The organism is Kitasatospora sp. NPDC087315 (genome assembly GCF_044744345.1).
Taxonomy (GTDB): domain Bacteria; phylum Actinomycetota; class Actinomycetes; order Streptomycetales; family Streptomycetaceae; genus Kitasatospora.
This window is the reverse complement of record NZ_JBIUYD010000019.1, coordinates 27,020-45,303: the sequence shown is the minus strand read 5'-3', so window position 1 is coordinate 45,303 and position 18,284 is coordinate 27,020. Positions and strand designations below refer to the sequence as shown.

The 18,284-nt window shown below is 72.8% G+C and carries 15 protein-coding genes, 1 tRNA gene and 1 pseudogene; 3 read left to right on the top strand and 14 right to left on the bottom strand.

Going from position 1 to position 18,284, the window contains the following annotated elements:
* Positions 1–7: 7 nt before the first annotated feature.
* The 4 genes from ACIO5D_RS25535 to ACIO5D_RS25520 all read right to left on the bottom strand — a co-directional run bounded on the left by ACIO5D_RS25535 (position 8) and on the right by ACIO5D_RS25520 (position 5,092).
* Positions 8–1,300, bottom strand: a complete 1,293-nt coding sequence (locus tag ACIO5D_RS25535) for a homoserine dehydrogenase (protein ID WP_363604783.1) — start codon at positions 1,298–1,300, stop codon at positions 8–10.
* A gap of 138 nt (positions 1,301–1,438) precedes the next feature.
* A complete protein-coding gene (gene lysA / locus ACIO5D_RS25530) occupies positions 1,439–2,830 on the bottom strand; it encodes a diaminopimelate decarboxylase (RefSeq protein WP_400654599.1) in 1,392 nt (463 codons plus the stop codon).
* A gap of 87 nt (positions 2,831–2,917) precedes the next feature.
* Positions 2,918–4,579, bottom strand: a complete 1,662-nt coding sequence (argS, locus tag ACIO5D_RS25525; RefSeq protein WP_400654596.1) for an arginine--tRNA ligase — start codon at positions 4,577–4,579, stop codon at positions 2,918–2,920.
* Between the two features lie 84 nt (positions 4,580–4,663).
* Positions 4,664–5,092, bottom strand: a complete 429-nt coding sequence (locus ACIO5D_RS25520) for a response regulator (protein ID WP_363604780.1) — start codon at positions 5,090–5,092, stop codon at positions 4,664–4,666.
* A gap of 181 nt (positions 5,093–5,273) precedes the next feature.
* On the opposite strand from ACIO5D_RS25520, the gene ACIO5D_RS25515 reads away from it, so the two are divergent.
* Positions 5,274–5,345, top strand: a tRNA-Arg gene (locus ACIO5D_RS25515).
* A gap of 162 nt (positions 5,346–5,507) precedes the next feature.
* On the opposite strand, the gene ACIO5D_RS25510 is transcribed toward ACIO5D_RS25515, so the two are convergent.
* From ACIO5D_RS25510 to ACIO5D_RS25490, 5 genes are all read right to left on the bottom strand, one after another.
* Positions 5,508–6,482 carry a trypsin-like serine peptidase gene (locus ACIO5D_RS25510; RefSeq protein ID WP_400798045.1) on the bottom strand — a complete coding sequence of 325 codons (975 nt, stop codon included), beginning with the start codon at positions 6,480–6,482 and terminating at the stop codon, positions 5,508–5,510.
* Positions 6,483–6,587: 105 nt separating this feature from the next.
* On the bottom strand, positions 6,588–7,556 hold the full coding sequence (locus tag ACIO5D_RS25505) for a carbohydrate kinase family protein (RefSeq protein WP_363604777.1): 969 nt from the start codon (positions 7,554–7,556) through the stop codon (positions 6,588–6,590).
* An 80-nt stretch (positions 7,557–7,636) separates the two neighbouring features.
* Positions 7,637–9,250: an MFS transporter gene (locus tag ACIO5D_RS25500; protein ID WP_400798042.1), complete on the bottom strand. Its 1,614-nt coding sequence runs from the start codon at positions 9,248–9,250 to the stop codon at positions 7,637–7,639.
* A 242-nt stretch (positions 9,251–9,492) separates the two neighbouring features.
* Positions 9,493–11,199, bottom strand: coding sequence for a DUF885 domain-containing protein (locus ACIO5D_RS25495; RefSeq protein ID WP_400798040.1), 1,707 nt, complete (start codon positions 11,197–11,199; stop codon positions 9,493–9,495).
* 65 nt (positions 11,200–11,264) lie between these two features.
* Positions 11,265–11,954 carry a rhomboid-like protein gene (locus ACIO5D_RS25490; RefSeq protein WP_363604774.1) on the bottom strand — a complete coding sequence of 230 codons (690 nt, stop codon included), beginning with the start codon at positions 11,952–11,954 and terminating at the stop codon, positions 11,265–11,267.
* Between the two features lie 320 nt (positions 11,955–12,274).
* Between ACIO5D_RS25490 and ACIO5D_RS25485 the strand changes: the two genes are divergently transcribed.
* Positions 12,275–13,009, top strand: coding sequence for a TetR/AcrR family transcriptional regulator (locus ACIO5D_RS25485; RefSeq protein ID WP_400654587.1), 735 nt, complete (start codon positions 12,275–12,277; stop codon positions 13,007–13,009).
* Positions 13,010–13,043: 34 nt separating this feature from the next.
* Here the strand turns inward: ACIO5D_RS25485 and ACIO5D_RS25480 are convergent.
* Positions 13,044–13,271: pseudogene (locus ACIO5D_RS25480) on the bottom strand (fumarylacetoacetate hydrolase family protein); the annotation flags it as partial.
* A gap of 170 nt (positions 13,272–13,441) precedes the next feature.
* Between ACIO5D_RS25480 and ACIO5D_RS25475 the strand changes: the two are divergent.
* Positions 13,442–14,140: an MBL fold metallo-hydrolase gene (locus ACIO5D_RS25475; protein WP_400654585.1), complete on the top strand. Its 699-nt coding sequence runs from the start codon at positions 13,442–13,444 to the stop codon at positions 14,138–14,140.
* Here ACIO5D_RS25475 and ACIO5D_RS25470 read toward each other — a convergent pair.
* The 4 genes from ACIO5D_RS25470 to ACIO5D_RS25455 all read right to left on the bottom strand — a co-directional run bounded on the left by ACIO5D_RS25470 (position 14,096) and on the right by ACIO5D_RS25455 (position 18,275).
* The gene (locus ACIO5D_RS25470; protein ID WP_400798037.1) at positions 14,096–15,334 is read right to left on the bottom strand and encodes a serine/threonine-protein kinase; all 1,239 of its coding nucleotides are present in this window, start codon (positions 15,332–15,334) and stop codon (positions 14,096–14,098) included. The genes ACIO5D_RS25475 and ACIO5D_RS25470 overlap by 45 nt on opposite strands.
* A gap of 95 nt (positions 15,335–15,429) precedes the next feature.
* Entirely contained in the window at positions 15,430–16,416 is a 987-nt protein-coding gene (locus ACIO5D_RS25465; RefSeq protein ID WP_400798034.1) for an ABC transporter substrate-binding protein, read from the bottom strand.
* A 51-nt stretch (positions 16,417–16,467) separates the two neighbouring features.
* Positions 16,468–17,244: an amino acid ABC transporter ATP-binding protein gene (locus ACIO5D_RS25460; RefSeq protein ID WP_400798031.1), complete on the bottom strand. Its 777-nt coding sequence runs from the start codon at positions 17,242–17,244 to the stop codon at positions 16,468–16,470.
* Positions 17,241–18,275: an amino acid ABC transporter permease gene (locus ACIO5D_RS25455; protein WP_400798028.1), complete on the bottom strand. Its 1,035-nt coding sequence runs from the start codon at positions 18,273–18,275 to the stop codon at positions 17,241–17,243. Before ACIO5D_RS25455 ends, ACIO5D_RS25460 begins: the two co-directional genes overlap by 4 nt.
* Between the last annotated feature and the right edge of the window lie 9 nt (positions 18,276–18,284).

The following is an 18,284-nucleotide window of genomic DNA, read 5'->3' as shown; positions in this document are numbered from 1 at the left end:
GTGCTTCCTACTCCCCTTCAACCCGCATGATGCTGGCCACGTCCCGCACGCTGTCCAGCGCGCGGAGCTTGTCGACCGTCGCCGACAGCGCGGCGTCGGTGGCACGGTGGGTGACCACGACGAGCGAGGCGTCGCCGTCGCGGCCCTGCTGGCGCACGGTGTCGATGGAGACGCCGTGCTCGGCGAAGGTGGACGCCACCTGGGCGAGCACGCCCGCGCGGTCGTCCACGTCCAGGCTGACGTGGTACCGGGTGACCACCTCGTCCATCGGCTTGGCCGGCAGCCGGGTGTACACCGAGTCGCCGGGGCCGGTGGCGCCGGCGAGCTTGTTGCGGCAGACCGCGACCAGGTCGCCGAGGACCGCGGAGGCGGTCGGCGCGCCGCCCGCGCCCGGGCCGTAGAACATCAGCCGGCCGGCCGCCTCGGCCTCGACGAACACCGCGTTGTACGCCTCGCGGACGGAGGCGAGCGGGTGCGAGAGCGGGATCATCGCCGGGTGGACCCGGGCGGTGACCGACTCGCCGTCCGCCGCCCGCTCGCAGATCGCCAGCAGCTTGACCACGCAGCCCATCCGCTTGGCGGAGGCGATGTCGGCGGCGGTCACCTCGGTCAGGCCCTCGCGGTAGACGTCCGCCGCGGTGACCTTGGTGTGGAAGGCGATGCCGGCCAGGATCGCGGCCTTGGCGGCGGCGTCGAAGCCCTCGACGTCGGCCGTCGGGTCCGCCTCGGCGTAGCCGAGCGCGGTGGCCTCCTCCAGCGCCTCCGAGTAGCCGGCGCCGGTGCTGTCCATCTTGTCGAGGATGAAGTTGGTGGTGCCGTTGACGATCCCGAGCACCCGGTTGACCCGGTCGCCCGCGAGCGACTCGCGCAGCGGGCGCAGCAGCGGGATCGCGCCGGCCACCGCGGCCTCGTAGTACAGGTCCACCCCGGCCTCGGCGGCCGCGGCGTGCAGTTCGGTGCCGTCCTTGGCGAGCAGCGCCTTGTTCGCGCTGACCACCGAGGCGCCCTGCTCGAACGCCGACAGGATGAGGTGTTTGGACGGCTCGATACCGCCCACCACCTCGATCACCACATCGATGTCGCCCCGGTTGACCAGGGCCTCGGCATCGGTGGTGATCAGGTCCTCGGGCACGCCCGGGCGGGCCCGGCCCGCCCGGCGGACCGCGATGCCGACGAGCTCGACCGGCGCGCCGATGCGCGCGGCGAGGTCGGCGGCGTCCGTCGTCATGATGCGCGCCACCTCGGAGCCCACCACACCACAGCCCAGCAACGCCACCTTCAGCGGCCGCGTACGCATCATCCGACTCCGCTCTGCATTCATCGTGCTTCGGTAGTTCCGGCGGGGTTTCGGGGGTCCGCCGGACCTTCGGTCTGTTCCAGTCTCCGGGACTTTCCGCACGGATCTACGGTCGTTCCATGATCTGAGACAAGGATTTCGTCATCCGATATCGAGACGCAGGAGATCCTCCTCCGTCTCGCGCCGGACGATCACCCGGGCCGAACCGTCCTTGACGGCCACCACGGGAGGCTTCAGGGCGTGGTTGTAGTTGCTCGCCATCGAGCGGCAGTACGCGCCGGTGGCGGGCACCGCGATCAGGTCGCCCGCGGTCAGGTCGGCCGGCAGGAAGGCGTCCCGGACGACGATGTCGCCGGACTCGCAGTGCTTGCCCACCACGCGGACCAGCATCGGCTCGGCGTCGCTGGAACGCGACACCAGGGCGACCGAGTACTCGGCGTCGTAGAGCGCGGTACGGATGTTGTCGGACATGCCGCCGTCCACGCTGACGTAGGTGCGCAGGCCCTCCAGCGCCTTGACGGTGCCGACCTCGTACAGCGTGAACGCCGTCGGGCCGACGATCGCCCGGCCCGGCTCCACGCTCAGCCGGGGGGCGCTCAGCCGGGCGGCGGCGCACTCGCGGCGGACGATCTCGGCCAGCGCGGCCGCGATCTCGGCCGGTTCGCGCGGGTCGTCCTCGCTGGTGTACGCGATGCCGAGGCCGCCGCCGAGGTCGATCTCGGGCAGCTCGACGCCGTGCTCGTCGCGGATCTCGGCGAGCAGGCCGACCACCCGGCGGGCGGCGACCTCGAAGCCGGCCGTGTCGAAGATCTGCGAGCCGATGTGCGAGTGGATGCCGCGCAGTTCGAGGCTCCGGTGGGCCAGGACCCGGCGGACCGCCTCGGCCGCGGCGCCCCCCGTCAGCGAGAGCCCGAACTTCTGGTCCTCGTGCGCGGTGGCGATGAACTCGTGGGTGTGCGCCTCGACACCGACCGTGATCCGGATCAGCACCTGCTGCCGGACGCCGTGCCGGGCCGCGATCGCCGCCAGCCGCTCGATCTCCTCGTAGGAGTCCACCACGATGTGGCCGACACCGGTCTTCACCGCGTGTTCGAGCTCGGCCACCGACTTGTTGTTGCCGTGCAGCGCGATCCGCTCCGCCGGCATCCCGGCGGCCAGCGCCACCGCCAGCTCGCCCGGGCTGCAGACGTCCAGGTTCAGGCCCTCCTCGTGCAGCCAGCGCACGACGGCCTTGGAGAGGAACGCCTTGCCGGCGTAGTACACGTCCGCCTCGGTGCCGAAGGCCTCCCGCCAGGCGCGCGCCCGGGCCCGGAAGTCCTCCTCGTCCAGCACGTACGCCGGGGTGCCGAACTCGGCGGCCAGCCGCTTGACGTCGATGCCGCCGACGGTGGCCACGCCCTCGGCGTCCCGGGTGACGGTCCTCGACCAGACCTTCGGGTCGAGCGCGTTCAGGTCGCTCGGCGGCGCCTGGTAGTGGCCCTCGGGCAGCACGTCGCCGTGGCGGGGACCTGCGGGGTGTGCGGAGCGGCTCATCTGTCTTCTCGTCCTTGACCTATGGCGAGGGGCGGCGACGGTCTCCGTCGACCGTCCGCCGCCCCCGCTGCGCGCTTGGGGGTGGTGCTACATCCGCTCGGGCGCCGAAACGCCCAGGAGCGTGAGGCCGTTGGCCGTGACCGTTCGCGTGGCCTCGACCAGCCAGAGGCGGGCCCGGTGCGTGTCCGTGAGCTCCTCGTCGCCCTTCGGCAGGAACATGCAGTTCTCGTACAGGCGGTGGTACTTGCCCGCGAGGTCCTCCAGGAACCGCGCGACCCGGTGCGGCTCGCGCAGTTCGCCGGCCGTGGCCAGGACGCGCGGGAACTCGCCGAGGGCGCCGAGGATGTCGTTCTCCCACGAGGTGGAGAGCAGCTCGGGTTTGAAGTCCTCCGCCGCGCCCTTGTCCACGCCGAGCTGAGCGGCCTTGCGCGCCACTCCGCACATCCGGGTGTGCGCGTACTGGACGTAGTAGACCGGGTTCTCGTTGGTCTGGCTGGTCAGCACGTTGATGTCGAGCGTGATGGTGGAGTCGGTGGACGAGCGCGCCAGGGTGTAACGGGCCGCGTCCACGCCGATCCAGTCGACGACGTCGTCGATGGTGATGATGTTGCCGGCCCGCTTGGACATGCGGACCTCTTCGCCGTCGCGAAGCATCTTCACGAACTGGCCGATCCTGACCTCGATGTTGCGGTCCATGTCGTCGCCCGCGCAGGCCGAGATGGCCTTGAGCCGGTTGACGTAGCCGTGGTGGTCCGCGCCCAGCATGTACACCGAGACCTCGGAGCCGCGGTCCCGCTTGGAGAGGTAGTACGCGGCGTCGGCGGCGAAGTAGGTGGTCTCGCCGTCGGCCTTGATCAGGACGCGGTCCTTGTCGTCACCGAAGTCGGTGGTGCGCAGCCAGATCGCGCCGTCCCGCTCGAAGACGTGGCCCTGCTCGCGCAGCCGCTCGATGGCCTGCTCGATGGCGCCGGAGTCGTGCAGCGACTTCTCCGAGAACCAGGTGTCGAAGTGGGTGCCGAACTCGTCCATCGAGCGCTGGATCTCGGCCACCATGAGCTTGAGGCCCTCGGTGCGGAAGACCTGGAGCTGCTCGTCCCCGGGCAGGTCGAGCACGCCCGGGACGCCGTCGGTGATCGCCTTGGCGATGTCGCCGATGTACTCGCCGACGTAGCCGTCCGCGGGCACCTCGCGCCCGTTGGCGGCGGCCTGGAGCGAGGCGGCGAACTTGGAGATCTGCACACCGGCGTCGTTGAGGTAGTACTCGGTGGTGACGTCGGCGCCGGAGGCCTTCAGCACGCGGGCCAGCGAATCGCCGACGGCGGCCCAGCGGACGCCGCCGATGTGGATCGGGCCGGTCGGGTTGGCGGAGACGAACTCCAGGTTGATCCGCAGACCCCTGAGCGCCTCGTTGCGGCCGTACTCCGCGCCCGCCTCGACGATGGTGCGGGCCAGCTCGCCCTGGGTGGCGGCGTCGAAGGTGATGTTCAGGAAGCCCGGCCCGGCGATGTCGACCCCGGCGACCCCGGGCAGCTCTCGCAGACGGGCGGCGACCAGCTCGGCCACGGCTCGCGGCGGCTTGCCGGCCGGCTTCGCGAGCTGGAGGGCCACGTTCGTCGCGTAGTCGCCGTGGTCCCTGTTCTTGGGTCGCTCGACCGTCACGTGCTCGGGCACGGCGACGGCCAGCTCGCCCGCCTCGACGGCGGCGCTCACTGCGGCCTGGACTGCCTGGGAAAGTTCTGCGGGGGTCACGACGCCAAGCGTAGGCGAGACGGGGTGCCCGCCCGCCACCCGGTTTACCGGTTGAGACACCCGGCCGCCGTGGCGGCGGGGGTGTCAGCCACGATCCGTCCGATCTGTTCGCTCAGGGCGAAATCCGCCCGGTGTCCCGCCCAGCACCATCAACCGCCGCACCAGCGCCACCAGATCGGCCGGGTCGAAGGGCTTGCCCAGGTAGCCGTCCACCCCGACCGACTCCCCCAGATCGAGATCGGCCGGCGTGCAGGCGCTGACGATCGCGATGGGCAGCCGGCGCGTCCCCGGCGCCGCCCGCAGCCGGGCCGCCGTGCGCAGACCGTCCAGCCGTGGCATCACCACGTCGAGCGTCACGACGTCCGGCTTCACCCGGCGGACCACCTCCAGGCACTCGGCCCCGTCGGCGGCGGTCACCACCTCGAAGCCCTCGAGTTCAAGATTGACCCTGATCAGCTGGCGGATCGCCTCGCTGTCGTCCACCACGAGGACCCGCCCGGACTCTCCAGACACCTCACCGAGGGTATCGGCGCGCCCCGCGCCCCGTCCGGCCTTTCGCCACTTCCGCTTCCGCTCCCCGCTCCCCGCCGCCCGATCGACCGGCCGATCACCCGTCGGCGAAACCCGTGCACGGAGCACGCCCCGGGCCTGGTAATGTTCTCCACGTCGGAGCGAACGCGAAGACACCAAGCAGGCCCCCGTAGCTCAGGGGATAGAGCACCGCCCTCCGGAGGCGGGTGCGCAGGTTCGAATCCTGCCGGGGGCACTTCGCGAGAAGTGCAACAGAGGCCCAGGTCAGTGGAGTTCATCCACGGATCTGGGCCTTCGTCATGTTCCGGGCCGTACCGGCCCCGTGCCCCGCCCGGCGGCCGTCCGCCGGGCCGGCCGCCGGGGATGGCGGGCTGTGACGGCGGGCCGGGCGGCCGGCTCAGGAGGCCGCCGCCTCGGCCTCGGTGTAGAGGTCGGCGACGGTGTGGTCGAAGTAGGCGCTGTAGGAGGTGTCGGAGGTGTCCCCGCCCTGCTGGTAGCCGCCGATGGTGCCGATGACGTGGCCGGTGGCGGTGCTGATCCAGGGGCCGCCACTGGTGCCGCCCGGGTAGTCGGGGCAGTCGACGACGCGCTGGTAGGCGGACTCGCGGCCGGTGGTGTTGGCGCAGAGGATCGGGGCCTCGGAGTCGGCGGGGTAGCCGTAGAGGCGGACGGCGGAGCCGAAGGGCTCGTCGGTGCCGAGCTGGTTGGCGCCGACCACGTCCTCGATCCGCCGGCCGTTGCTGGGGGCGGTCTCCAGGATCGCGAAGTCCTCGTCCTGGTCGCCGTTCTGGGACCAGCCGGCGGCGGTGTGGACGGCGGTGACCCGCCAGGTGCCGTACGGGGCGGTGCCGTTGTGGTAGCCCGGGGCGAAGGTGACGCCGTCGGCACCGCCGAGGCAGTGGGCGGCGGTGAGCAGCAGGTTGCCGGTCGGGCTGTGCAGCACGCTGGCGGTGCAGAAGTGGTTGCCGGGCCCGACCCCGCCGCTGAACAGGGCGCCCACGGTGGCCGCTTCGGGGGTGGCCTGGGCCTCGGCGGTGGTGCCGGCCCTGACCGTGGTCGGCGCGGCGGTCGGCGCGGACGCGCGGGCGAGGAGCGACGGGTCCTCGGCCGAGGCCTCGTCCGAGGGGGTGGGCTCCGCCGTGGGGGTGGGCTCCGTCGTGGGGGACGGCGGGTCCCCGGCGGTCGACGGGGCGGCGGGCGGCGGGTCGGCCGGGGCCGTGACCGCCGGGGGCGGGCTGCCGACGGCCGTCGCCTCGGAGGTCACACCGTGGGTGCCCGCCACCACCGTCGCCGCGGTGAGGGCGGCGAGAGCGGTGAACAGGACGGGGGCCAGAAGGCGTCGGCGGCGGTTACGGCGGCGGTGCTGGCCCATACCTGCTCTGCTCCTGCCTCGGGGGTCGGCGCGAGTACGGTCCGACTATGGCGGGTGGAGCTGGGAAGGGTGTTATGCGCGGCTGGGAGCCGGATGAGAAATAGGTCACTCCGCCGGACGTCCGGCGCCGCCGGCGCCCCCGGCACCGCCGCCCTGGCCCACCGGACCGGCCGGCGCCGCGGCCAGTTCGGCGGGGGTGATGAACGCGGTGTGCGTCCCGGCGGTGGTGCAGGCGAAGGCCCCGGCCACCGAGCCCGCCCGGGCGCAGTCCAGCGGCGGGCGGCCCTGGAACCAGGCGTGCAGGAACCCGGTGACGAAGGCGTCGCCCGCACCGTTGGTGTCGACCACCGGGCGGCCCGGGTCGACGGCCGGGAGGTGGCGCGGCGGGGCGTCGCGGGTGAGCAGGTGGCAGCCCTCGGCGCCGGCGGTGGCGATCACGGCGGTGGCCCGGCCCTCGGCGAGGATTCCGCGCATCACCTCCTCGTGCCGGCCCCGGCAGCCGGCCACGGAGAGGAAGACCAGGTCGGAGTTGACCGCGTAGTCCCGGTGGTGCGGCTCGCGGCCGTCCCAGTCGTGCAGGTCGGTGGAGGTGGTGCGGCCGAGCCGGTGGAGATCCCCGTACATGGCGCGGTTGGTGCCGGTGATGGAGAGGTGCACATGCCGGCTGCGCTCGACGTACGGCAGGTAGAACGAGCGCGGCAGCCGCAGGTCGGCGGGGTGGCGGGCGTCGAAGAAGGAGAAGCGCCGACCGGCGGCGTCCACCAGGTTGACCGCGCGGGGGGTGCCGTGCGGCGAGACGAGGTGGGCGAAGGTCAGGCCCTGGCGGGCGTACTCGGCGAGCACCAGCCGGCCCTGCGGGTCGTCGCCCAGGTAGTCGATGAAGGCGGTGCGCAGGCCGAGGTGGTGGGCGCCGAGGGCGACGCCGTTGCCGGTGTGGGCGACGTAGTCGCGGACGGGCCCGACCTGCTGCGATTCGCCGGGCGGGACTTCGAGCCGGTCGACCCGGACGATGGTGTCGACGCCGGCGCCGCCGACGACGAGCAGGTCGAACTCGAACGGCTCGGGGTCCGGCACGGCGGCGCCTCCTTGGTCCTGGACGGTGCCCAGGAGTCAAGCAGGCCCCGGAGCCCGGCTGCAAGACCTTGCGGCAACTTTCAGGAGGCCCGCTGTCTCCCGGTGGGCGTCACCGCCCCCGCCTTGGCGCTCGCGTCCGTCTCCCGCGCCGTGACCCGCGCCCGCGCGCCCGCCTCGGCACGCGTCGCGGCGCTGGCGCTGGCACCGGCACCGACCGCACCGACACCGACCGCCCTCGTGGCCTCGCCGGGCGCCGGGCGGTGGTTGATCAGTAGGAACGCGGCCAGCGCCGCGAGCAGCAGGACGCCCGTCGCCACCCAGGTGGCGGTCACATAGCCGTGCACCGCGCCCTGCGCCCGGACCCGCGGGTCGGCGGCGATCCGGGTGGCGAGGTAGCTCGCGGTGGCACTGGCCGCGATGGTGTTCAGCAGCGCCGTACCGAAGGAGCCGCCCACCTGCTGGGCCGAGTTGATGGTGGCCGACGCCGCGCCGGCCTCGTTCCGGGCGACGCCGAGGGTGGCCAGGCTCGTCGACGGCATGAACACCATGCCCATACCGAAGCCGAGCAGCAGTTCGGCGGGCAGCACCGTGCCGGCCCACGGGCTGTCCACCGTCATCCGGGTCAGCCAGGCCATCCCGCCCGCCGCGATCACCAGGCCCGAGGCGACCAGGTTCCTGGTGGGCACCCTGGTCGTCATCCGGGCCGAGAAGCCGGTCGAAGTGGCGACGATGGAGACCGTCATCGGCAGGAAGGAGAGGCCCGACAGCACCGGCGAGAAGTGCTTGATCACCTGCAGGTAGTAGGTGAGGAAGAGGAACAGCCCGTACATCCCGATCATGGTCAGGCCGATCGAGAGGGCGGCGCCGCCGCGGTTGCGGTCGGCGATGATGTGCAGCGGGAGCAGCGCGTGTCTGGTGCGTCTCTCGACCAGGACGAAGACCACCAGCAGGACGACGCCCAGCGCCAGCGCGCTCAGCACCAGCCCGTTGCCCCAGCCCCTGGTCACGGCCTCGGACATGCCGAAGACGACGGCCAGCAGGCCGCCGCAGCCCAGCACCGCGCCGGGCAGGTCCAGTCTGACCCGGTGCCCCTTGCCGATGTGGTCGGCGGTGAGGACGTAGGAGGCGGCGAAGGCCGCGGCGGCGGCGATCGGGGTGTTGACGAACAGGCACCAGCGCCAGTCCAGGTACTCGGTCAGCAGGCCGCCCAGGATCAGGCCGATCGCGGCGCCGCCGCCGGCGATCGCGCCGAAGACGCCGAAGGCCGTACCGCGCTCCCTGGGATCGGTGAAGGTGGTGGAGAGCAGTCCCAGTGCCGACGGGGCCAGCAGCGCGCCGAAGGCGCCCTGCAGGGCGCGGGCCCCGAACAGCATCGCCGGTCCGGACGCCGAGCCGCCGAACGCGGAGGCGAGGGCGAAGCCGATCAGGCCGACGGTGAAGACGCGTCTGCGGCCGAAGAGGTCGCCGAGCCGGCCGCCGAGGAGCAGCAGGCCCCCGAAGGCGAGCGTGTAGGCGGTGATCACCCACTGCCGGTTGGCATCGGAGATGCCGAGGTCCCGCTGGGCCGACGGCAGAGCGATGTTCACGATGGTGGCGTCGAGGACGATCATGAGCTGGGCGATGGCGATGACCGTCAGGGCCCACCATCGGCGGCTGTCCGCCGCCTCACGACCGGTGGCAGGGTGCGAAGACACTGGAGAGCCTTCCGGACGGGTACGGAGAGGTCGCGCAGTCGTCTTCCAGCCAAACGCCCATGGCAGGGAATGGCAAGGAAAAATCCCGCCAAATCCATAGGAATGGGACAAAAGAACCAGGTCACCGGGGTCGGAGGGACCAGAGCCCCGGGCCGGAGGACGAGGCCGCCCTCCGGCCCACGGGCCCCGCGGTCATCAGGTGTGACCGCCGGGGCCCGGGCGCTTCCGGCCGGAACCGGTGCCTACAGCGCGGTCAGCTCCGCGACCAGGTCGTCCAGGCCCAGCGAGCCCTGCGACAGCGCGGCCATGTGCCAGGCCTTGAGGTCGAACACCTCGCCCCGCGCCTCGTGCGCCGCCTGCGCCGCCGCCCGGCCGCGCAGCCAGGCGCGCTCGCCCAGCTTGTAGCCGATCGCCTGGCCCGGCATGCCCAGGTAGCGGACCAGCTCACTGTCCAGGAAGTCCGTGGACAGCCCGCAGTACAGGCCGAAGAACTCCCGGGCGGCGTCCGGCAGGACGGTCTCGCCCGGCCGGTACGGGGAGTCCGCGGGGAAGTCCAGGCCGACGTGCATGCCGATGTCCACGATCACCCGCAGCGCCCGCATCATCTGGGCGTTGAGGTAGCCGAGCCGGTGGCCGGGGTCGGTGAGGTAGCCCAGCTCGTCCATCAGGCGCTCGGCGTAGAGCGCCCAGCCCTCCAGGTTGGCGCTCACCCCGCCGATGCTGACCTGGTAGGTGGAGAGCCGGTCCGCGACGTAGTTCCACTGCGCCAGCTGGAGGTGGTGGCCGGGAACGCCCTCGTGGTACCAGGTCGAGACCAGGTCCCAGACCGGGAACGCCTCCCGGCCGATGGTCGGCAGCCAGGTCCGCCCGGGGCGGGTGAAGTCCAGCGAGGGCGCGGTGTAGTACGGCGCGGCGGCGCTGCCGGACGGGGCGATCATCGACTCGACCCGGGTGATCGGCTCGGCCAGGTCGAAGTGGGTGCCCTGGAGGTCGGCGATCGCCTGGTCCATCAGGCCCTGGAGGTACTCACGGGCGGGCTCGGCGCCCTGGATGGCCGGGCCGTCGCTCTCCAGCCACTTCATCGCCTCCATCGGGGTGGCGCCGGGCCGCACCTTCTCGGCCTCCACCCGCATCTGCGCCAGCAGGTCGTGGAACTCCTGCCAGGCCCAGCCGTACGCCTCGTCCAGGTCCAGGTCGGCGCCGGTCCAGTAGCGGACGAAGCGGCCGTAGCGCTCACGGCCGGTGGTGTCGGGGGCGTCGGCGGCGGCCGGCCCGTAGACGTCGCGCAGCCAGTCGCGCAGTTCGGCCAGCGCCCCGGCCGCGGCCACCGCGTGCTCGGACAGGCCCGCGCGCAGGCCCTCCGGGGCGTCCTGGACGAGCTCGCCGAACCAGCCGCCGGGCTGCTCCCCCTCCAGCCACTCGCCGATCTGCCCCACCACGGTGGTGACCTGGCGGGGGCCGGAGAGCAGGCCGCGCTCGATGCCCTCGGTGAGGGTCTCGCGGTACTGCGCCAGCGCGACGGGCACCCGGGCCAGCCGGCGGCCGAGCACCTCCCACTGCTGCTCCGTGTCGGTGGCCATCAGGGTGAAGACCTCGCGCACGTTGTGCACCGGCGAGCCCATGTTGCGGACCGCACGGAAGTTCTCGCCCGCGTCGTGGACGGCCAGTTCGGCGGTGAGCCGCTCGCGCAGCAGCCGGGCGCAGCGGCGCTCGGCCTCGTCCTCGGCGGCGCCGGCCTGCTCGGCCTCGGCGAGCCGGGCAAGGGTGTGGCGGCCCAGTTCGGCGACCGCCTCGTCACCGGCCGGGGAGAGGTCGGGCAGCCGGTCGTCATCGGGGTGGAGGCCCAGGTACACCGCCGTCAGCGGGTCGAGCACGGCAAGGGCCTGGACGTAGGCATCGGCGATACGGCGTGGGGTGGTGCCGTCGGAGCTGATCAGTTCTTCAACCATTCGGACATCATTTCGCGGCCCGGGCCGATTGCAAGTCCCTTACGCGCCGCCTCGACCGGCCCGGTTCAGGCTCCGGACCGCCGGGCCCGCCACCACTGCCGGAGCAGGCCCGGATCCCAGGTGGGCCGTCCGCGCGCGAAGGGCCGGAAACAGAGGCCGATCAGCACCGCGCAGAAGTGTCCGAGATCCGTGAAGGTGTGCGACGTGATCAGCGGCACCAGGTAGAAGACCACCACCCCGCCCCCGTACAGCCACCGCAGGCGGCCGGCGAACCGGTAGGTGAGCACCGCGGCCACCCCGGCCAGCGCGTACGAGACGCCGACGTCCACGGTGCGGGCGAGACTGTCGTGCAGCCGGCCGCTGGTGATGCCCCAGGCGACTATCCCCTCGCTGACGAAGGTGGCCCCGACGTGCGCGGTCGCGGCGACCGTGAACCAGCGCCAGGTGCCCAGCCAGCGTTCGGCGTTGGCGTGGAAGAGGCTGAAGAGGACGAAGTAGGAGAGGAAGCTCGCCTGCTCCGTCCAGATCGCGCTGGCGATCAGCGCGTGCACCGGGTGCGAGCGCAACTGGTCCAGATTGGTGGACCGGGCCGCCAGGAACCAGTGCAGCCTGGCCGGGTTCATCCGCGCCACGACGAAGCTGGTGGCCGCCAGCACCAGCAGCCAGAGGTACGTCCCCGGCGCCGACCCGATCCACCCCCCGACCGCCCGCGGCACCCGGCGGACGAGGCTCGCACGCGTGGGCGTCTCTGGCATCCGGCCGGGCTTCCTCGTCGACGGTTCGGGCATTTCCCCCCATAGTGGGCGCCTCCCCCACCACCGCCCGGCACCCTCGGCTCGCGTGTTGCCCGTGCACGAGCAGTGCCAGACCCCGGCCCGCGTCCGCCAGGGCACAGCGGACACGGACGGCCTGAGCCGTCCGGCGAAGCCGCCTGCTGACTCCGGAGGAACCCCGCACAGGAAGTCGGTGGGGCCGACTTCCTGTGCGGGGCAAGCGAGGGTGGCGGCGGGGTTCGTTCCGGAAGTGGGGTGCAGGCCGGGAACGGATCGGAGCGGGGCCCATTACGCTGGCCGCCATGGAAGCCAGCCCAGCGCCCTCGCCGCCCGTTTCCGACGGCCGCCCGCGTCGTAGCGGGTACCGGAGGCTGCCGGTGCAGCAGCGGCGGGAGCAGCTGATCTCGGTGGCCCTGGAGCTGTTCGCCTCGCGACCGCCGGAGGAGGTCAGCCTGGACGATGTCGCGGAGGCGGCGGGGGCGTCGCGGCCGCTGGTGTACCGCTACTTCGCGGGCGGCAAGCAGCAGTTGTACGAGGCCGCGCTGCGCAGCGCGGCGGAGGAGCTGACCAGCCGGTTCACCGTGCCGCCGGCCGGGACGCCGACCGAGCAGCTGTCGGCCGTGCTGGACAGCTACTTCACCTTCGTGGCCGAGCACGACGCCGGGTACTCGGCGCTGCTGCGGGGCGGTTCGGTGGTGGAGACGGCGCGGACCTCGGCGATCGTCGACGACGTGCGGCGGGCGGCGCTCCGGCGGACGCTGCGCCACCTCGGGGTGCGGGAGGCCGGGCCCCGGCTGACGCTGCTGGTGCGCTCGTGGATCTCGGTGGTCGAGGGCGCGTCGCTGAGCTGGCTGGACGAGGGCCGCACGCTGCCGGTGGCCGAGCTGCGGGACTGGCTGGTGGACCAGTTCGTGGCGATGGCCGCGGCGACGGCGCTGCGCGATCCGCAGTCGGCGGAGGTGCTGGCCGGCGTGCTGGCGCTGGAGGACCCGGCCGAGTCACGGACCGAACGGCTCCAGGCCGTGCTCACCCGGTAGCCCCGCCCCCGGGACCGGGTACCGGGCGGGGTGCTCAGGCCTTGCCGAGCACCTGGCGCCGGCGGCCGAGCCCGTCGATCTCGGTCTCGACCACGTTCCCCGGCGCCAGGAGCGGGGTTCCCGGGCGGCCCGGGGTGACGCCGGCCGGGGTGCCGGTGACGATCACGTCGCCCGGCTCCAGCACCATGAACTGGCCGGCGTACCGGACCAGTTCCAGCACCGGGAAGATCATCCGGACGGTGGAGCCGTCCTGCCGCAGCTCGTCGGAGTGGCCGCACACCGGCCCCGGCCTCTTGCCTGCGAGGCATGTCAAGGCACCCGCCCGCGAACCAGGCGGCTCCGCCCTCCGCCCCCGTCCGCCCCCGGCGAACAGCCGCACGCCCAGGGCGAACAGCCGTTGTGGGCGGGGAGCCCGGCACACAGGATCGGGACATGGAGATCACCCGCGTACGACCCGAGTTGTCCATGATCACCCTGGAGTTCGGGACGGCCTACCTCTGGCGGGACGAGGACGGGCTGACCCTGGTCGACACCGGTATCGCCGGGTCGGCGGCGGCCGTCGAGGAGGCGATCCGCTCGCTCGGGGCGGACCCGTCGGCGCTGCGCACCATCGTGCTGACGCACCACCACGAGGACCACACCGGCTCCGCCGCCGAGCTGGCCGGGCGCTGGGGCGCCGAGGTGGTGGCGCACCGGCTGGAGGCGCCGGTGATCCGGGGCGAGCGACCACCGGTGCCGCCGGTGCTGAGCCCCTTCGAGCAGGAGATCCGGGACGGCCTGCCGCCGCTGCCGCCGGCCCCGCCGTGCGCGGTGCACCGGGAGGTGGTGGACGGGGACGTGCTCGGCTTCGGCGGCGGCGCGGTGGTGGTGCACGTGCCGGGGCACACCGACGGCAGCATCGCGCTCCACCTGCCCGGCCCCGGTGTGCTGTTCACCGGGGACGCGGTGGCCAATCCCGGGGGCCGGACCATGTGCGGGGTGTTCAACACCGATCCGGTACGGGCCGCCGGCTCCCTCCGCCGCCTGGCGGGGCTGCCGGTGGAGACGGCGGTGTTCGGGCACGGCGACCCGATCACGGCCGGTGCGTCAGCCGCCCTGCGGGCCGCCGCCGAGCAGCCGCTGGAGCGGTAGCGGCCGCGTCTCCCCCGGCCGCGTCTCCCCCGGGCGCGCCTCCCCCCGGCCGACACGGTCCCGTTCGCGCTGCCAGTGGTCCAGGTCGCGCAGGGCGTCGGCGCGGGCGTCCGGCTCGCCGGCCAGCGCCGGGACCAGTTCGCGCAGCAGGGCGACGGCGGCGCCGGGACTGCCGCCGCGGGCCTGCCAGAGGGCCAGGTCGTGGCAGGTCCGCAGGGTGCGCAGGTCGGTGGGGCCGCAGATCCGGGCGAGGTCGGGGATCAGCGCCTCCAGCATCCGGACGGCCTCCTCCGGGGCGCCGTCCGCGCCGCGCTGCCAGGCCTGGTCGGCCCGGCGGCGCAGCTGTTCGGGGCTGGGGTCGTCCGGTCCGAGCAGGCCGGGCCGGACGTCCCGCAGCCGGCGCCGGACCTCGGCGGCGTCGGCGGGCCGGTCGGCCGGGTCCTTGGCGAGCAACTGGCGCACCAGGGCGGCCAGCGCCGGGTCGGTGGTGCGGACCGGCGGCGGGACGTCGTTCAGGTGCTGGTACATCATCGCGGCGGCCGTCCCGGCGTTGAACGGGCGCCGGCCGGTGCAGAGCTGGAAGAGCACGATGCCGAGCGCGTAGAGGTCGGCCCGGCCGTCGAGCGGGGCGCCGGCCCAGCACTCGGGCGCCAGGTAGGGCACGGTGCCGATGACGTTGCCGGTGGAGGTGAGGCCGACGGACTGGCTGAGCAGCCGGGCGATGCCGAAGTCCAGCACCTTGGCCTCGCCGGCCTCGGAGATCATGATGTTCTCGGGCTTGATGTCCCGGTGCACCACGCCCGAGCGGTGCGCGGCGTCCAGGGCCTTGCAGACCTGGCGGATCCAGCGCAGCGAGAGCGCCGGGTCGGGGATGCCCTCCTTGAGCACGGCGGACAGCGGCCGGCCGCGGACCAGCTCCATCACCAGGTAGTGGGTGGACCAGGCGCCGTCCTGCACCCGGCCGTAGTCGTGCAGGGTGACGATGTGCGGGTTGGAGAGGCTGCCGACGGTCCTGGCCTCCAGGATGAAGCGGTCGACCGCCTCCTGGTCGCTCGCGTTCTCCTCGGAGAGGACCTTGACCGCGACCGGACGGCCGAGTCTGGTGTCGTGGGCCGCCCAGACCACGCCGAATCCGCCCCGGCCGAGCTCCCGGTCCAGCCGGTAGCGGCCGTCCAGCACCTCCCCCGCCCTCATGCCTTCCCCCAGTCCGCCAAGTCCGATGGATCCGAACGGTGTTCACCGCGACCGGGGCCACCATAGCGGTGGGGGAAGACATCGGGGTGAACGGCTCACGGCTTCGGCTTGGGCAGGCCCTCCGGGTTCAGTTCGGAGGTCGGGACGGCCTCGTTGTCCAGGCCCCAGCGCTTGAGCACCTGGCCGTAGCTGCCGTTCCCGATGACCTCGTTCAGCGCCTCGTTGACCGCCTTGACCAGCCCGTTGTCCTTCTTGGTGGTCGCCGCGATCTTGCCGACCACATTGGCGCCGCCGCCCGAGTAGGTGCCGATGATCTCGGTCTCGCCGGTCTGGACGGCGTGGAACGAGGCGCTGGGGTTGGGGCCGACGTAGATGTCGATCCGGCCGGAGGAGAGCGCGAGGTAGTAGTCGGAGGAGTTCTGGTAGTACTTGATGTCGGCCGGCTTGAGGCCGTTCTTCACGTTCTCCTCGTTCCAGGAGACCAGCAGCTTCTCCTGGTTGGTGCCGGAGGAGACGGCGATGGTCCGGCCGGCGATGTCCTTGGGCCCGGTGATCTTCCAGCCGCTGCCCTTCCTGGCCTCGAAGCCGAGGATGTCCAGCCGGTAGGTGGCGAAGTCGTACTTCTCCTTGCGGGCCTCGGTGACGGTGATGTTGGAGAAGCCGACGTCGTACTTGCCGCTGTCCAGGCCGACGAAGATGTTCTCCCAGGAGACCGGGTTGAACTCCGCCTTCAGGCCGAGGACGTTGGCGATCAGGGAGGCGATGTCCGGCTCGACGCCGATGATGGTCTTGTCGTCGTTGGCGTAGAAGTCCAGCGGCGGTGTGGTGCCGAGCGAGTCGACGACCGTCAGCGTCCCTCTCTTTCTGATCTCCTCCGGGACCAGTGCCGCGATGGCGTCGACCTTCGGTGTGGTGACGCGGTTCTGATTGGGCGTCAGATTGACCGTGATGCCGTTGGGCGCGGTGCTGCCCTTGGCGGGCGCGAGTTCCGCCGTGGCGTCCGAGGAGCCGCCGCAGGCGGCCAGGGTGAGGGCGGCGGCGGCCGCGACGGCGGTCACGAGGGCACGGCGGGGCAGGGACATGGCGGAACTCCTTGACGGGTGAAGGGGTTTCGGGGACGGCACGAGCCGGGGTCAGAGGACCTTGGCGAGGAAGGCGCGGGTGCGCTCGTGCTGCGGGTCGTCCAGGACGGCACCCGGCGGGCCCTGCTCGACCACCACGCCGCCGTCCATGAAGACGACGGTGTCGGCGACCTCGCGGGCGAAGCCGATCTCATGGGTGACCACGATCATCGTGGTGCCGCTCCCGGCCAGACCCCTGATGACGTCCAGCACCTCACCGACCAGCTCCGGGTCGAGCGCCGAGGTGGGCTCGTCGAAGAGCAGCACCTTGGGTTCCAGGGCCAGCGCGCGGGCGATCGCCACCCGCTGCTGCTGCCCGCCGGAGAGCTGCCGGGGGTAGGCGTCCGCCTTGTCCGCGAGGCCGACCCGGCCCAGCAGGTCCAGCGCGGCCGCCCGGGCCTCGGCCTTCCGTCGGCGCAGCGCGCTGACCGGCGCCTCGATGATGTTCTCCACCACGGTGAGGTGCGGGAACAGGTTGAAGTTCTGGAAGACGAAGCCGATGTTGGTGCGCTGGCGCAGCACCTCGCGCTCCTTGAGCTCGTGCAGCCGGTCGCCGGACCGGCGGTAGCCGATCAGCTCGCCGTCGATGGCGACGAAGCCCCGGTCCAGCTTCTCCAGGTGGTTGATCGCACGCAGCAGGGTGGACTTGCCGGAGCCGGACGGACCGAGCACCACCGTCACCGAGCCGGCCGGGACGTCGAGGTCGACGCCGCGCAGCACGGCGAGCTGCCCGAAGCTCTTGTGCAGGCCCCTGACCTGCACCATGGGTTCGACGGCGAGCGTGGTCATGAGCGTCCTCCGGGGGCCTTGTCGGCGGGGGCACGGGCAGCGGTACGAGCGGCGGTACGAGCGGGACCGCGGCCGGTCCGGAGGCCCCGGACGAAGGCCAGGGCCCGCCGCAGCGGGGTGGGCGGCGGGGTGCGCTCGGCGCCCCGGGCGAAGTAGCGCTCGACGTAGTACTGGCCGATCGACAGCACGGTGGTCAGCAGCACGTACCAGACGGTGGCGACCATCAGCAGCGGCACCACCCGGCCGGTGCGGCCGTAGACGACCTGCACCTGGTAGAAGAGCTCGCCGATGGCCATCACATAGACCACCGAGGTGCCCTTGAAGAGCGAGATCACCTCGTTGGCGGCGGCCGGCAGGATGCCGCGCATCGCCTGGGGGAGCACGATCCGCCAGGCCTGGCGCCAGCGCGGGACGCCGAGCGCGGCGGCGGCCTCGCGCTGGCCGGCGTCGACGGAGATGATGCCGCCGCGGATGATCTCGGCGGCGAACGCGGCCTGGTGCAGGCCGAGGCCGAGCACGGCGGCGCCGATCGCGCCGAGCACGCCGACCGTCTCGAAGTCCGCGAAGGTCGGGCCGAACGGGATGCCGACGCCGAACCGCTTGTAGAGATAGGACAGGTTGAACCAGAAGACCAGCTGGACGATGAGCGGGATGGACCGGAACGCCCAGACGTAGGCCCAGGCGATGGACTGCAGGACCGCGCTGCGGGACAGCCGCATCGCGGCCACCACGGCGCCCAGCAGAAAGCCCAGCACGGTGCCGTAGAAGGTGAGTTCGAGGGTGCGGCCGACGGCCCGCAGGATGGTGTCGGCGGAGAAGAAGAGCCGGAAGGTGGCCCAGTCCCAGCCCGGGTTGGTGGCCAGCCCGTGGGCGAACTGGGCCAGGACGACGAGCGCGGCGAGGCCGGCCGCCCAGCGCCAGGGGTGCCGGGCGGGGACGGTCCGGAGCCCGGCCAGCTCACCCAGGTCGAGGGCGGCGGCCGGTCTGGCCGCCGGTTTGACCAGGGGGCCTGTCGCGGTGGTGACGGTCATGGTGGGATT

Bases quoted from the DNA above. Each gene is read 5' to 3' on its own strand.
- ACIO5D_RS25535 (WP_363604783.1), bottom strand. From the start codon at position 1,300: ATGATGCGTACGCGGCCGCTGAAGGTGGCGTTGCTGGGCTGTGGTGTG.
- lysA (WP_400654599.1), bottom strand. From the start codon at position 2,830: ATGAGCCGCTCCGCACACCCCGCAGGTCCCCGCCACGGCGACGTGCTG.
- ACIO5D_RS25510 (WP_400798045.1), bottom strand. From the start codon at position 6,482: ATGGGCCAGCACCGCCGCCGTAACCGCCGCCGACGCCTTCTGGCCCCC.
- ACIO5D_RS25495 (WP_400798040.1), bottom strand. From the start codon at position 11,199: ATGGTTGAAGAACTGATCAGCTCCGACGGCACCACCCCACGCCGTATC.
- ACIO5D_RS25490 (WP_363604774.1), bottom strand. From the start codon at position 11,954: ATGCCAGAGACGCCCACGCGTGCGAGCCTCGTCCGCCGGGTGCCGCGG.
- ACIO5D_RS25485 (WP_400654587.1), top strand. From the start codon at position 12,275: ATGGAAGCCAGCCCAGCGCCCTCGCCGCCCGTTTCCGACGGCCGCCCG.
- ACIO5D_RS25475 (WP_400654585.1), top strand. From the start codon at position 13,442: ATGGAGATCACCCGCGTACGACCCGAGTTGTCCATGATCACCCTGGAG.
- ACIO5D_RS25470 (WP_400798037.1), bottom strand. From the start codon at position 15,334: ATGAGGGCGGGGGAGGTGCTGGACGGCCGCTACCGGCTGGACCGGGAG.
- ACIO5D_RS25465 (WP_400798034.1), bottom strand. From the start codon at position 16,416: ATGTCCCTGCCCCGCCGTGCCCTCGTGACCGCCGTCGCGGCCGCCGCC.
- ACIO5D_RS25460 (WP_400798031.1), bottom strand. From the start codon at position 17,244: ATGACCACGCTCGCCGTCGAACCCATGGTGCAGGTCAGGGGCCTGCAC.
- ACIO5D_RS25455 (WP_400798028.1), bottom strand. From the start codon at position 18,275: ATGACCGTCACCACCGCGACAGGCCCCCTGGTCAAACCGGCGGCCAGA.